Source organism: Larkinella rosea (assembly GCF_003858635.1).
In the GTDB taxonomy this organism is placed as follows: domain Bacteria; phylum Bacteroidota; class Bacteroidia; order Cytophagales; family Spirosomataceae; genus Larkinella; species Larkinella rosea.
Genome location: NZ_RQJO01000009.1, coordinates 416,180 through 429,617, shown reverse-complemented (window position 1 = coordinate 429,617; position 13,438 = coordinate 416,180). Strand labels below are relative to the sequence as shown.

The window sequence follows — 13,438 nt, the reverse complement described above, 5'->3', positions numbered from 1 at the left end:
CAGTCAGATTTGCAAAGATGAGAGAAAAGTCCAATATTCTGCTAAGAACGGCCGACGGATTGCGTCCTGAATCAGGAATCGAGGTACCGGAGTAACATATCGAGCCGGCCCTGATCGATGGTTTCGATGGGTGTATTGGCAAAAGCCGCTTCAATGGTGTAGCCAAACCGTTCGAGCGTGGCAACTACCGACGTAATGTCTTTGCGGTTGAGTTTGAGCGTCAACCGGGATTTGTCGGGCATGCCGTAAGCCGCTCCGGCGAAATAACTACTGATGATCCGAACATTGTTTGATTCAACCAGGCGGCTGATTTCGGCCATCGAATAATCCCGTTCGTTAATGGAAAGAATCAGAATCGCTCCGGCTTCCTGAATACCCAGTAATTGCGCAAATTGTTTCAGCAATTCGGTAACAGAAACCGTCCCCATAAACTCCAGATCCTCATTCACTACCGCAAGCACCTGAAGACGGTGTTCGGTAATCAGGCTCAGAAGTTCGTAAAGATGCTGCGTTTCGTTAACGTACAGGTGTTCGAAAAGCCGCATGACGTCACTCAGCTGCTGCGTATCGTCGGGAACATCCAGCAGCAGGTCTTCATTGACCAACCCTTTGTATTGCCCCTGATCAACGATCGCCAATTGCCCGACGCGGTGTTCCTGCATCCAGTCGAGGGCCTGCCCAACGGTATCCGTCGGCTTCAGGGCCGGTATCATCGGGTCTATTAGTTCGGCGGCCAGCATGGTGTCGGTTGTTTACAATCGGTTTGCTGTTTTTGTCCAATCACATCAGCGGGAGCACGGTGTCAAGCGGACAGAGCAGTATAGCTGAAAACTAAGAAATTTCCGTTAGAGTTTCAAAATCTTTTCGGAAATTTCTTAATCACCTCAGGCAATACTCAGGTCACTCTGCCGACTGGTGGCACTCAGCGGCTGTTTTTCCAACCACTCGGTCAACAAGGTGTTAAACCGGTCCGGGTGTTCCATCATTGGAGCATGACAACATTTATCAACAAAGTGCAATTCCGAGTTTGGAATCAGCCGATTGAATTCGTGGGCAACTTCCGGTGGGGTAATTGTATCGTTCAGGCCCCAGATCAACAAAGTCGGGATGGTGATGTTCTGGATGTCCTTCGCCACGTTGTTCCGTTGCGCCGACTTGGCGATGGCGACAATTCGCAGGCATTTCGGAATGCTGTTCGTAATGTCAAATACCTCGTCGATCAGTTCTTTGGTAGCAACTTTCGGATCGTAGAAGGTGTATGCAACCCGCTCGGCAATGTAATCGTAGCTGCCCCGTTTCGGGTACGAACCGCCCATCGAGTTTTCAAATAAACCGGAGCTACCCGTCAGTACCAGCCGCTTCACCCTATCGGGGTGTTTCAGCGTATACAACAAGCCAACGTGACCGCCCAGCGAGTTGCCCAGCAGCGTCAGGTTGTCCAGGTCTTTATAAGCCAAAAACTCTTCAATAAATTTAACCAATCCTTCCAACCCGGCTTCCCGAATCGGCATTTCATAAATGGGCATCATGGGAATGACGACCCGATACCGGCCGCCAAAGGTATTGATCACACCTTCCCAGTTGCTCAATGCGCCGAATAATCCATGAAGTAAAAGCAATACTTCGCCTTGTCCTTCATCAATGTAACGGAAGTTCCCTTCTTTCCGAACACGATAGTTCATAGCGGTCTTTGTTTTGTCGTAAAAAAATTAGAAAAGTACAACGAAATGGTCACTATTTACTTGTTTTCACAAAGGTAATCCAATTTCTTAATATTTCTAATCCGTATTGGGTCAATGCGGCTTCGGGGTGAAACTGGATTCCCCAAAGGGGCCATTTGCGATGCCGAAAAGCCATATTTTCACCCTCAACCGTATCTGCCAGCGCGCTTAGACCGGCGGGCAGGTCAACCAGTACCAACGAGTGATACCGGGTAACCGTAAATTCGTTGGGAAGGTTTCTCAATAAATCGCTGTCGGCTCTTTTCCGAACCACCGATAACTTGCCGTGCATCGGTTTGATGGCCTGCACCAATCGGGCTCCAAAGTACTCACCCAGCGCCTGATGACCTAAACAAACACCCAGAATCGGCAGTTGCTGATAATACCGATCGATGACCTTTAACAGACAACCGGCCTGCCGGGGTGTTCCCGGTCCGGGCGACAGGACGATGCCGTCGTACGATTCCGCCGTAATCTCGTCCATTGATGCCGTATTCCGGACCACCCGACAAGTTGCCCCTGCCTGCTTCAAATAATCAACGAGCATGTAGGTGAACGAATCGATATTGTCCAGAACAAGTAAATTCATCGGAAACGTAAACTAAAAATGCAAAAGTAATCATCCTAACCGGTAACCTGTATTTTTGTAAAAATTAGAACCGAAATTCCGATGCAGTCCAATCCATCCGTTGTCATTGTAGGTGCAGGCATGGCCGGCCTGACCTGCGCCGTTTACCTCCGCCAAGCGGGTATTGATGCTACTATTCTGGAAGCTTCCGATGGAGTCGGCGGCCGCATCCGTACGGACGTTATCGACGGGTTTCGGCTCGACCGCGGTTTTCAAATCCTGCTCACGGCCTATCCTGAAGCGCGCCGATTGTTGAACTACGACGCCCTGAACCTGCAATCATTTCGACCCGGCGCCCTGATTCACGTCCAGACCGCCCGAAGTACAGGCGCCTGGCTTTCGTTCATCAACCCCTTGCGCGAACCTTCAGCCTTGTTCCAGACGCTGTCGTCCGACGCAGGAACGTTCAGTGATAAACTGCGGATTGTCGAACTGATGCGGCAGGTTTCCGGCCTGCAGACCGACGATTTTTTCAATCAGGAAGCCACGGATACCGAATCGTTTCTGGAAGCGTTCGGTTTTTCGGAGCAAATCATCAACCGGTTTTTCCGCCCCTTTTTTGGCGGTATTTTTCTGGAGGATGCGCTGGCTACCTCGAGTAATTTTTTCCAGTTCTGTTTCCGGAATTTCTACGCCGGTGACGCAGCGGTTCCGGCAGCCGGCATGGAAGCTATTCCCCGACAACTGGCCGGGCGACTTGATCCGGCTCAAATCCGGCTGAATTCGCCAGTGGAGAAAATTCAGGGTTCGACGCTCATTCTCAAAACCGGTGAAACCGTTTCGGCCGATCACATCGTACTGGCCGTTGATGCCGCAGCGGCCAATCGCCTGCTGGGCATCGAAACCCCGAAGCGGTTATTTAACGCGACCACGAATACCTATTTTACGGCCGGTCAATCGCCTAAACGGATACAGAATCGCCCCGAGAAACTGCTGCTGCTGAATGCGAACCGGCAATCGGCCGTCCATAACGTTGCGATCCTGAACGAGGTAGCTCCCTCCTACGCCCCCAACGGCCAATCGCTCATTTCGGTCAGTACGCAGGGGCTGGAAGTGGTCAACGAAAAAGCGCTGGCCGAACGGATTCAGAAAGAATTAGCGGGCTGGTTTGGGCCTGAAGTTGACCAGTGGCGCTGGCTGAAAACGTACCACATTCCCGAATCGCTGCCGATTTATTACCCGGGAACTTCACACGCCCCGCTACAGCGTTCCGCAAATCTCTACCAATGCGGTGACCAGACGGCCTATCCATCACTCAATGCCGCCATGCAAACCGGTCGAAAAGTAGCTGAGTTGATTCGAGCGAATGAAGCCGTTGCTTAACAATTTTGTGGTATTTGGTTTACGGTTTTCGTTGGGCCGCCGAAAACCGTAAACCGAATACCGTAAACCTCATTTTAATGCGTTGGTTAGTCCGTTTCCTGGTTTTTCTGCTGATTCTGCCGCTGGCTTATTTTGCCGCTTTTCCGCAGATTTTTCGCTGCCAGCTCATTCATTATACCTCTGATTTTCAACAAATTGCCGAAGCGGTTTGGGTGGATAAAGATACGCCGAAACACCAGCGGGTTTACTTACTTTTCGAAATCCACGAAGCGCGGAAGCGGCTGCAAAATCTTTGGAAAAGTGTCCCCCAAAGCCGGGCGACCATCATTTTTTGCCAGAAACCCGAACAATATGAACAATATTGCCAGGACGGCGAGGGCGCCGGATGCAGCCTGGGCACTCCCTGGGGTGATTCCTGGGTCATCGTCAATCCATACGGCCGCAATCCCGACGTACTGGCACACGAACTGTGCCACGACGAATTGTTTACCCGTCTGGGCTGGCTGAAAACCCAGCGGCAGATTCCACAATGGTTTAACGAAGGTCTGGCACTCATGATCGACCAGCGGTTTACAACCACAACCGACAGCCTGCGTCGCTACGACGAATTTCACGATCACTGGCTCGAACAGTCGCATGGGGAGCAGATGGTCCTGAAACTGGACGAACTGGAATCCCTGCCCGATTTTTTTTCGGGTGATGCCAACCGGGTGATGCTGGCGTATATGACCGCCGGTCAGGAGGTTTCGCGCTGGCTGTCGATCGTTGGGCGGAGCGGTTTGGGAAAGCTGATGGGTGCCGTTCAGGAAGGCGAATCATTTGCAACCGTCTATCAGGAACTGGAGCAGGAATCCCGTCCGAAAAGATAAACTTTATTCTTTATCTTGCACTGCCAAAAACCGCTCAGAACGAGACTATTGCTAACCGGAATGAAATTACTGTTATCGGCATTTCTCTGCTTATTTTCCTTTCTTTCGGGCCAGAGCCAAACCGTCTCCTTCGCTTTTAACGATTACCTCACGCTTCCGCACAGTCGAAATCTGCATACTATTTCGGGTCTGGAATACATTCCGCAGCGGCAGGAATGGCAGCTGGCGGGCGATCGGGGGCAGTATTTCCTGTTTCGGAACATCCACCAACTGACCGATTGGGCTTGTCGGCCGGATTCCAGTTTCCAAACCGGCCTCTATCTCGAAGCGGTTCGTTACGATGCCGCTTCGGATACCTATTTTTTTACCGTTGAAAACAACAACGAATCGTTTGTTGGCTATCGGAAACACGCCATACCCCAAACCGGTGAGTCGTTTGAGCGATTGCCACTGCCCCATTCCCTGCCGGTTAAAAAGAACAAAGGTGTTGAGGCTCTGGCTTTAACGACCCATTACCTTTGGGTCGCTCCCGAAGCCGGATCCCTCGAAGAAGCCCGCGTCGACAATTCACTGATTCATTTTTACCGGTACAAGAAAGTCAACGGATCGGTGGTGTTCGACGCGGAGTTCAGTTATCAGATCGACCGGAATGTTTGTCCGAGTGAAGCATTGGGCGGTATTTCGGAAATCATTGCCATTCCCGGTGACGAAACCCGGTTACTGGTTCTGGAACGATGTTATGAGAACTCGACCAAAACCGTTACGGCAAAACTATACGAAGCCCGGATCGACGAGGCTACGCACCAACTGATTAAACAAAAGGAAAAACCGGCTTTCGATTTTAATGGACGCAACAGTTTTCATCCCGATAATGTCGAAGCCATGACCTGGGGCGAAGACCTCGACGGCAAAAAAATACTGGTTGTGATGACCGACGACAATGCCAGCAAAAACCAGTGGACGCAAATTATTCTGCTGGAATTACAGATTAACTGAATTGATCAAACGGTAATAGCCACGGGTAAAGTTTTTCTTTCGTCTTCTACGGCTAATGAGTCCTGAAACTTACTAACGTTCAATAAATTACGGCTACACTTATAGTAAGGCCATTCAAAAGCGCTTCCATTATTTATTTGTTACTACTATACCAAAAGCAGTAAATTGTTTGGATTTTTTACCAAACGGTTCTATTTTTAGAAATCGAAACTTGACTTGACCTACTAATTTATGATTAGAAAAGTGCTCCTGACGGCGCTCTGCGTTGTCTCGTTTGGCATTGCTCAAGCCCACCGGCCTTTCAAACGAATCGTTAAAAAACACTCGGTTAAACGTCCGGTTATAACCGATACGACCCAAACCGAAGCTGCATTTTACGAGCGGATTCCGCTGGTTCACGACATTCTCGGTTACGCCAAAAAATACCTTTCTTCGCGGTATCGCTCCGGTGGATCTTCACCCAGTGGTTTCGATTGTTCCGGTTTTACCCGGTTTTGCTTCAGTAAATTTGGCATTACCTTGCCCCATTCGAGTGCGGCCCAGAGTAATGTGGGGGTTGAAATTGAGCAGGAAGTGGCCAAACCCGGCGACCTGATTTTCTTTAAAGGCCACAGTTCACGGAGCAGCAGCATCGGCCACGTTGGCATGATTGTCGAAATTGTGGGCGACCGCATCAAGTTCATCCATTCGGCCTGGAATGGCGGAGTGCGCTACGACTGGCTCCACGCAAGCTACTACCAACGGCGTTACGTCGGCATCCGTCGGGTGGTTCACTCCTGAGTTTTCGGGCGCAAAACCGTTCCGACTCCGTTCCCGCTCACCGCTTCGGCCACCTGATTGGCGTGGCAGATGATCACTTTTTTAACGCCTTTCCCGAGCGCCTTGAACGCATTGTCGAGCTTGGGAATCATGCCTTTGTTAATGACGCCCCGGTTTTTGTAGTCGGCATAACTTTCGGGCGTAAGTTCCGCAATGACGCTGTCGTCGTTTTCCGGGTCCGACAGCACTCCTTTCTTTTCGAAGCAATACACCAGCGTCACCTCGTTGCGAACCGCCGTATCGACCGCAATCGCCGACGCCATCGTGTCCGCATTGGTATTGAGCAGACTTCCCGTCTTGTCGTAGGTCAAGGGTGCAAAAACCGGTACCAGATTCTGGCGGATGAAATACTGGATCTGGCCCGAATTGACTTCTTCGATATCGCCCACAAAACCGTAGTCGATGGTGCCCACCGCCCGCCTTTTCGACAGAACGGTATTGGCATCCGCCCCCGTCAACCCGATGGCATCGACCCCAATGGCCTGTAACTGAGCCACAATCTGCTTGTTAACCAGACCGCCATAAACCATTGTAACGACGTCGAGCATGGGCTGATCCGTGATCCGGCGGCCTTCCACCATCGTGGTTGAAATGCCCAGCTTTTCGGCGACCTGGGTGGCGATTTTACCACCCCCGTGGATGAGAATTTTATGACCGGAAATCCCGCGAAAAGAAGCCAGAAACTGTTTTAGTGCGTCGGGATTGTCGATGACGTTACCGCCTATTTTAATGATAATCAGACTGTTCATAAACCTTGCAAAACACCTTTCAAAACCGCCTGCGCCGACCATTCGCGATTAGCCGCCTGTTCAATTACAATTGACTGCGGGCTGTCCAGCACTTCATCGGTCACTTTCATATTGCGCCGAACCGGCAGGCAGTGCATGAATTTTCCGTTGTCGGTCAGGCGCATTTTGTCCATTGTCACCATCCACGATGGGTCCTGGGTCAGCACCTGGCCGTACTGTTGGTAGGAAGACCAGTTTTTACCGTAAATAAAATCCGCCCCTTCAAACGCTTCGTTCTGGTTGTGCATCACACGGGCGTTACCGACAAATTCAGGTGCCAGGTCGTAGCCTTCCGGATTGGCAATCACAAATTCCGCATCCATATGGTTCATCCACTCGCTGAACGAATTGGCCACGGCCTGCGGCAGTGGTTTGAAATGCGGTAGCCAGGTCAGCACGATTTTCGGCCGTTTCCGGACTTTGAATTCTTCGATGGTGATGCAGTCGGCCAGCGATTGCAGCGGGTGGCGCGTCGCCGATTCGAGGTTGATGAGGGGCACACCGGCGTATTTCCTGAACTGGTTCAAAACCACTTCCCGATAATCCTGTTCGCGATCCTGCAACCCGGCAAACGCCCGAACTGCCACAATATCGCAGTATTTTCCGACCACAGCGGCCGCTTCCTTGACGTGTTCGGCCTTGTCGCCGTTCATCACCGTGCCTTCTTCCATCTCCAACCCCCAGCTATCCTGCCCGACGTTCATCATGATGACGTTCATTCCGAGGTTCTGAGCGGCTTTCTGGGTACTCATCCGGGTGCGCAAACTGGAATTGAAGAAAATCAGGCCAATGGTTTTGTTATGGCCCAGCGACTGATCGGCAAATGGATTCTGTTTGGCATTCAATCCCTCCTGAATGAGGGCATTCAAATCAGTTACGTCGTCGTACGCTAAAAAATTGGTCATTTCAGGTCGCAAAGTCAGGTTAAAGCGGTTAAGAAACTACGCGCACTTCTTTGCTCAGAGCCTCCAGAAATACGTCTACTTCGTCACGACCCAACGCCAGTGAAGGCAGCAATCGAATGGTGTTTTTTCCTGCGACGCCGGTAAAAATTCGGTGGTCGAACAGCAGGGTATTCCGCAGGGATTCGACCGGAAAATCATACTCAATTCCGATCATCAGGCCCCGGCCCCGCAGGTCTTTATAACCGCCAATCTGACGGACACCGTCCATGATGTAATCGCCGATTTCAGCCGCATTTTCGATCAGATTTTCTTCCTGCATGATGTCCAGCACCGCAATCCCCGCCGTACAGGCCAGGTGGTTACCGCCGAACGTCGTTCCCAGCAAACCGTAGGTAGCCTTGAACTTCGGAGAAATCAACACCCCGCCAATTGGAAAACCGTTGCCCATTCCTTTCGCCATCGTGATCAGATCGGGCGTAATACCGCTGAACTGGTGCGAAAAGAATTTACCCGAACGCCCGTAGCCGCACTGAACCCCGTCCAGAATCAAAATCGCACCGGTTTCGTCACACTTCTGACGAAGCGCCTGCAGAAACTCGCTGGTAGCGACCTGAATACCGCCCACGCCCTGAATGCCCTCGATGATTACGGCACAAATTTCATCGGTAATGGCAGCCTCAGCTGCGGCTATGTCGTTGAAAGGCAAAAAAGTAACATGGTCGTTCGAATTGATCGGGGCGACAATCGACGGATTGTCCGTGGCGGCTACGGCACCCGCCGTGCGGCCGTGGAACGACTTTTTAAACGCGATTACTTTTTTGCGGCCCGTATGAAACGAAGCCAGTTTCAAGGCGTTTTCGTTGGCTTCGGCCCCGGAATTGCATAAAAACAGGGCGTAATCCGGATAACCGGACATCGCACCCAGTTTTTCCGACAATTCTTCCTGCTGCCGAATCCGCACGGAATTGGAATAAAACGAAATCCGATTCAACTGCTCCGTCAGCGCCCTGACATACCTGGGATGTGTGTGACCAACCGAAATAACGGCGTGACCACCGTACAAATCAAGATAACGGTCACCCTTGGTGTCCCATAAGTAACTGCCCTGCGCCCGAACGGGTTCGATGTCGTAGAGCGGATAGACGTTGAAAAGCATTTTGAACCGGGATTAAACGAATTAATTAATTTCAGATGAATGGCTTTTGGCCTGCAATTTTACGCATTCTGGCGGTAAATTTTTGCTAAAAATGTAAAAAGCAGGCTTACTACCTGCTTTTTATACAATGGAAAAACCCCAGAAGTTCAAAGTTGGCCGCCCAGCCGCTGGTCTCTGGCCGGGAATGTAACCGGATTACCCAAAACCAACGAAACGATTTACTAACCGGTTGGCGGTTTTACAGCTCCGCGATAAAATTCCGAATTGCTTTCAGCACGGTATCCGGCTGTTCGATCACGCCCAGATGACCGGCTTTTTCGAGCACCACGGTTTGCGCATTAGGAACGGCGGCAGCCAATTCCTGACTTTTGGCAAACGGCACCAGCTGATCCTGCTGCCCGGCAATGATCAAAACCGGAAAAGAAGCATCTTTCAGCACGTGCGTACGATCCGGACGCGACGCCATTGCCTTCATTCCGGCACTGAGCGCCTTGGCGGGCAAATGCGAAAACCGCTCGACATATTGCGCTACTTCCTGGGAATGGTTTTTACTAAAGTCTTCGCCAAACATCTTGGGCACGGTTTGCCCAATAAACGGCCCTGCCCCTTGTTCCTCCAAAGATTCGACCGCTTTTTGCCGGGACTGTTTCTTAGCCTCATCATCCGCAAAAGCCGTGGAGTTGAGCAACACCAAACCGCTCACAAGGTCGGGATGTTGTTCGGCAATGGCCAGCACAATGTAACCGCCCATCGAATGCCCAATCAGCACACAGGACTGGAGCTGAGCCGATTGCAGGAGACTAAACAAATCTTCGGCGTAGGCTTCAATGGTTTCGTGGCTGGACTGGGTGGAGAGGTCGGGTTTTACAACGCTATAGTCCGAAGCCAGATCGTCATAAACCTGATTCCAGATGGAAGCATCGACGCCGTGACCGTGAATCAGTACAAGAGTTGGTTTCGCATTCATCGGATGATTGAATTGAAGGTGTGTCTATTCTACTAACCAGAAAGTCCGAAAACAGTTTGGCGTAGCCACTAACCCGAAGGCCGTAACTACGCCAAAAAATAAATGAAAAATTAATAATGCAAATGTGCCCGATTTGAAGCGCTTTTACATTGTTAATTTTTCATTGTTCATTATTAATTATTTATTGAAAGACTAAGCCTGCGAAAGCACATCGACCAGAATCAATACCAGACCGGCGATTAACATCAGCACCCCGATCAGGGATAAAACCCCGCCCAGCAGCGACAGAATCAAACCGATAATGGCGATGATGATCCCCGCCCGCAGCGTCCGGCTCATGGCTTGGGCTTCGTCCGGCGCCAGCGAGTTTTTAATTTTTTTATCAATTTTCTTCATCATCATCCGCTCCGCCAAATTCATTTTGTGCGTTGTGGTCAATGCCGAAGCGGTTTTATTTTCGGCTGTCGTCGTGGCTTTCACGCTGGCTTCGGCCAGTAAACTCTGCACCCGGGCCATCCGTTTTTCAAGCTTTTTGGTACCGGCCAGTTTGTTATCGCTGCGAGCTACGGTTTCCTGTAATTTCTGTTCAACATTTTTCAGGGCTGCAGCGGTTGTCAACGGGGTGGCTGTCTCGGCGGGAGCAACAGCCGGGGATTCTACCGATGCAACAGCAACGTCTTCGGCCGGCGTCTGAGGAGTCGAAACCGCCGGAACTTCCTGCCGACTGCCAAAGCGCTCGACGGGCATTTTCTGGTAGGTTGCATACGGACGGCTACAAGCACTGAACAAGGCTGAAGTCAGCAGTGAATACACTGCTAGTTTGGAAAGTGTTCTCATGAAATTTGAAAAGGAGATATGATTAATAATGTGTATTCCGGACAAAAAAGCAGAATGATTATCATCCCTGCAAAACTTGGCCTCTTTTTTTGTAAAAAAGTCGATAGACAATGGCTTTTATTTATTTACCGCATTCAAAAAGCGTCATTTTACGCCAAAATGAATACGGACGGGCCCGGTTTAAGCCACCGGGCCCGTCATCGGGTAGGCCGTCAGACAATCAATCCGACCAGCAGCAGAACGAGACCAACGATCAGCAGGGTGACGCCGATGGCATTTGAGGTAGTTGCCAGGAATAAGATTAAGCCGACCAGGGCCACAATGGCTCCCACCGTTACAATGACGTTCACGGCTTTGGGAGCATTGGGGTGATTCGGTGCCAGCGCCCGCTTGATTTTTTTATCGACGTTTTTCAACATCAGACGCTCGGCCAGATTCGGCTTTTTGGCCACCTTGTTTTGCGTCGAAGCAAGATTTGATTGGTTGGAAGTAGTCGTCAGCATCGACTGAATCCGGGCCATCCGCTTTTGCAGCTTGTTATTGACCACTTTGTTGTCGCTGCTGGCCGTTACCTGATCCATCGCCTTCTGAACCTGATTCAGTGCGCTGGATGGTGGAACAGCCGAAACCGGCTGGGATTCGGAAGGAATGGCTGCTACCGTTTGCTCCATTACCGGAAGGGCTGCTTCAGTAGAAAAAACCGGGGCGGTTTTGGGTTTCTGACTGGCAAAATGCTCGACGGGCATTTTCTGGTAGGTGGCATAGGGACGGCTGCAGGCGCTGAACAGAACCGTGGCGATCAACGCGTAAAACACGTTTCGGGAAGAGGTTTTCATACGGGATAATTTGAGGTTATGACAAAGCATGATGGTTGCTTCGTATCCAAAACTTCCCAAAACCGTATTTGTTCTGTTTCCCTAAAAAAAAACTGACTGAGTTGAACCCCCTATACGTTTTGGTTCAATTCAGTCAGTTCAGGTTGATTCCGTTTGTCAGGCGGCAGAGCGCAGCACGTGCAGCGATGACTTGCCAAACTTCTCCCGGGCATAATCAACCGTGATTGTCAACTCTTTTATTTCTTTCGTCGACGGAAGCTCATACATGGCGTCCGTAATGATCGATTCGCAGATCGAACGCAGACCGCGCGCACCCAGGTTGTAGACCATCGCCTGATCGACTACGTAGTCGAGGGCGAGGTCGTCCCAGTACAGTTTGATATCTTCCATCTGAAACAACTTGGCGTACTGCTTCGTGATGGCGTTTTTGGGTTCGGTCAGAATCCGGCGCAGCGCTTCGGAACTCAGGGGTTCGAGGTAGGTCAAAACCGGTAGACGGCCAATTAGTTCGGGAATCAAACCGAATGATTTCAAATCCTGGGCCGAAACATGGCGCATCAGATTCGCGCGTTCCAGCGAATCGTTCAGGCGACGGTCGCCCGAAAAACCGATCGGCCGGGCGTTGACGCGCTTGCCAATGTGCCGGTCGATGCCGTCGAACGCTCCTCCGCAGATGAACAGGATGTTTTCGGTATTGAGGGCAATCATCCGCTGGTCGGGATGTTTGCGGCCGCCCTGGGGTGGTACGTTGACAATGGAGCCTTCGAGCAGTTTCAGCATGGCCTGCTGAACGCCTTCGCCACTTACATCGCGCGTAATGGACGGATTATCGGATTTCCGGGCAATTTTATCGATCTCATCGATGTAGACGATGCCCCGCTCGGCGTTTTCAACATTGTAATCGGCGGCTTGTAACAAACGCGTCAGGATCGTTTCCACATCTTCGCCCACATAACCGGCTTCGGTAATCACCGTGGCATCGGCAATGCAGAAAGGCACCTGCAATATTTTGGCGATGCTCCGGGCCAGGTAGGTCTTACCGGTTCCTGTATCGCCCACCATCACAATATTGGATTTTTCAATCTGGATTTCGTCGTCCGACGGTGGTTGCATCAACCGTTTGTAGTGGTTATAAACCGCCACGGTCATCACTTTTTTCGCTTCGTCCTGCCCGATAATGTATTGGTCGAGGAAGCTCTTCATCTCCATCGGTTTGATGAGGTTGAAGTTGGGGCGATCTTCGGGGTTCGAGCGCTTGGGTTTGGTTTCCTCCAGCACTACCTGATGGCCTTGCTCGATGCAGAAATTACAAATATGGGCATCGATGCCCGATAGCAGGAGGGTCACCTCATTTTTGCGTCGTCCGCAGAACGAACAGCTCACTTGTGGCATAGAAATGTATCTTAACTAAATAGGTAGCTTCTCGCTTTAACGTTGGATTTATGCAGCCGGTTTCCGATTAAACGGGTAAAAGGTCAGACCGGCCAGAGGAATTGGAGCGAACCAGAACAAATATACTAGAAATTTTGGTTGTGCGGTTTGTGCAGTTTAAATGTCTGCTAAAGTATTCTGATCCGGTTCTACCCTACCAAT

The 13,438-nt window shown here is 50.8% G+C and carries 14 protein-coding genes; 4 read left to right on the top strand and 10 right to left on the bottom strand.

Features of this window, described 5'->3' with window-relative positions:
- Window positions 1-71: 71 nt before the first annotated feature.
- The 3 genes from EHT25_RS17730 to EHT25_RS17720 all read right to left on the bottom strand — a co-directional run bounded on the left by EHT25_RS17730 (window position 72) and on the right by EHT25_RS17720 (window position 2,310).
- A complete protein-coding gene (locus EHT25_RS17730) occupies window positions 72-740 on the bottom strand; it encodes a CBS domain-containing protein (RefSeq protein WP_124876473.1) in 669 nt (222 codons plus the stop codon).
- Window positions 741-884: 144 nt separating this feature from the next.
- Window positions 885-1,682: an alpha/beta fold hydrolase gene (locus EHT25_RS17725; RefSeq protein WP_124876472.1), complete on the bottom strand. Its 798-nt coding sequence runs from the start codon at window positions 1,680-1,682 to the stop codon at window positions 885-887.
- A 52-nt stretch (window positions 1,683-1,734) separates the two neighbouring features.
- Complete coding sequence (locus EHT25_RS17720; protein WP_124876471.1) at window positions 1,735-2,310, bottom strand: anthranilate synthase component II; 576 nt, start codon at window positions 2,308-2,310, stop codon at window positions 1,735-1,737.
- 81 nt (window positions 2,311-2,391) lie between these two features.
- On the opposite strand from EHT25_RS17720, the gene EHT25_RS17715 reads away from it, so the two are divergent.
- The 4 genes from EHT25_RS17715 to EHT25_RS17700 all read left to right on the top strand — a co-directional run bounded on the left by EHT25_RS17715 (window position 2,392) and on the right by EHT25_RS17700 (window position 6,317).
- Window positions 2,392-3,672, top strand: coding sequence for an NAD(P)/FAD-dependent oxidoreductase (locus tag EHT25_RS17715; protein WP_124876470.1), 1,281 nt, complete (start codon window positions 2,392-2,394; stop codon window positions 3,670-3,672).
- A gap of 77 nt (window positions 3,673-3,749) precedes the next feature.
- The gene (locus EHT25_RS17710; RefSeq protein ID WP_124876469.1) at window positions 3,750-4,541 is read left to right on the top strand and encodes a hypothetical protein; all 792 of its coding nucleotides are present in this window, start codon (window positions 3,750-3,752) and stop codon (window positions 4,539-4,541) included.
- A 60-nt stretch (window positions 4,542-4,601) separates the two neighbouring features.
- The gene (locus EHT25_RS17705) at window positions 4,602-5,537 is read left to right on the top strand and encodes an esterase-like activity of phytase family protein (protein ID WP_124876468.1); all 936 of its coding nucleotides are present in this window, start codon (window positions 4,602-4,604) and stop codon (window positions 5,535-5,537) included.
- 231 nt (window positions 5,538-5,768) lie between these two features.
- A complete protein-coding gene (locus EHT25_RS17700; protein WP_124876467.1) occupies window positions 5,769-6,317 on the top strand; it encodes a C40 family peptidase in 549 nt (182 codons plus the stop codon).
- On the opposite strand, the gene argB is transcribed toward EHT25_RS17700, so the two are convergent.
- The 7 genes from argB to clpX all read right to left on the bottom strand — a co-directional run bounded on the left by argB (window position 6,308) and on the right by clpX (window position 13,237).
- Window positions 6,308-7,105 (bottom strand): acetylglutamate kinase, encoded by a 798-nt coding sequence (gene argB, locus EHT25_RS17695; protein ID WP_124876466.1) that lies wholly within the window; start codon window positions 7,103-7,105, stop codon window positions 6,308-6,310. The genes EHT25_RS17700 and argB overlap by 10 nt on opposite strands.
- Complete coding sequence (locus EHT25_RS17690; RefSeq protein WP_124876465.1) at window positions 7,102-8,049, bottom strand: N-acetylornithine carbamoyltransferase; 948 nt, start codon at window positions 8,047-8,049, stop codon at window positions 7,102-7,104. Before EHT25_RS17690 ends, argB begins: the two co-directional genes overlap by 4 nt.
- A gap of 28 nt (window positions 8,050-8,077) precedes the next feature.
- Window positions 8,078-9,205 (bottom strand): aspartate aminotransferase family protein, encoded by a 1,128-nt coding sequence (locus EHT25_RS17685; RefSeq protein WP_124876464.1) that lies wholly within the window; start codon window positions 9,203-9,205, stop codon window positions 8,078-8,080.
- 238 nt (window positions 9,206-9,443) lie between these two features.
- Window positions 9,444-10,172, bottom strand: a complete 729-nt coding sequence (locus tag EHT25_RS17680) for an alpha/beta fold hydrolase (protein ID WP_124876463.1) — start codon at window positions 10,170-10,172, stop codon at window positions 9,444-9,446.
- Window positions 10,173-10,364: 192 nt separating this feature from the next.
- Window positions 10,365-11,009: a hypothetical protein gene (locus EHT25_RS17675; RefSeq protein WP_124876462.1), complete on the bottom strand. Its 645-nt coding sequence runs from the start codon at window positions 11,007-11,009 to the stop codon at window positions 10,365-10,367.
- A gap of 212 nt (window positions 11,010-11,221) precedes the next feature.
- Window positions 11,222-11,845 (bottom strand): hypothetical protein, encoded by a 624-nt coding sequence (locus EHT25_RS17670; protein ID WP_124876461.1) that lies wholly within the window; start codon window positions 11,843-11,845, stop codon window positions 11,222-11,224.
- A gap of 156 nt (window positions 11,846-12,001) precedes the next feature.
- Window positions 12,002-13,237, bottom strand: a complete 1,236-nt coding sequence (gene clpX, locus EHT25_RS17665) for an ATP-dependent Clp protease ATP-binding subunit ClpX (RefSeq protein WP_124876460.1) — start codon at window positions 13,235-13,237, stop codon at window positions 12,002-12,004.
- Window positions 13,238-13,438 lie beyond the last annotated feature (201 nt).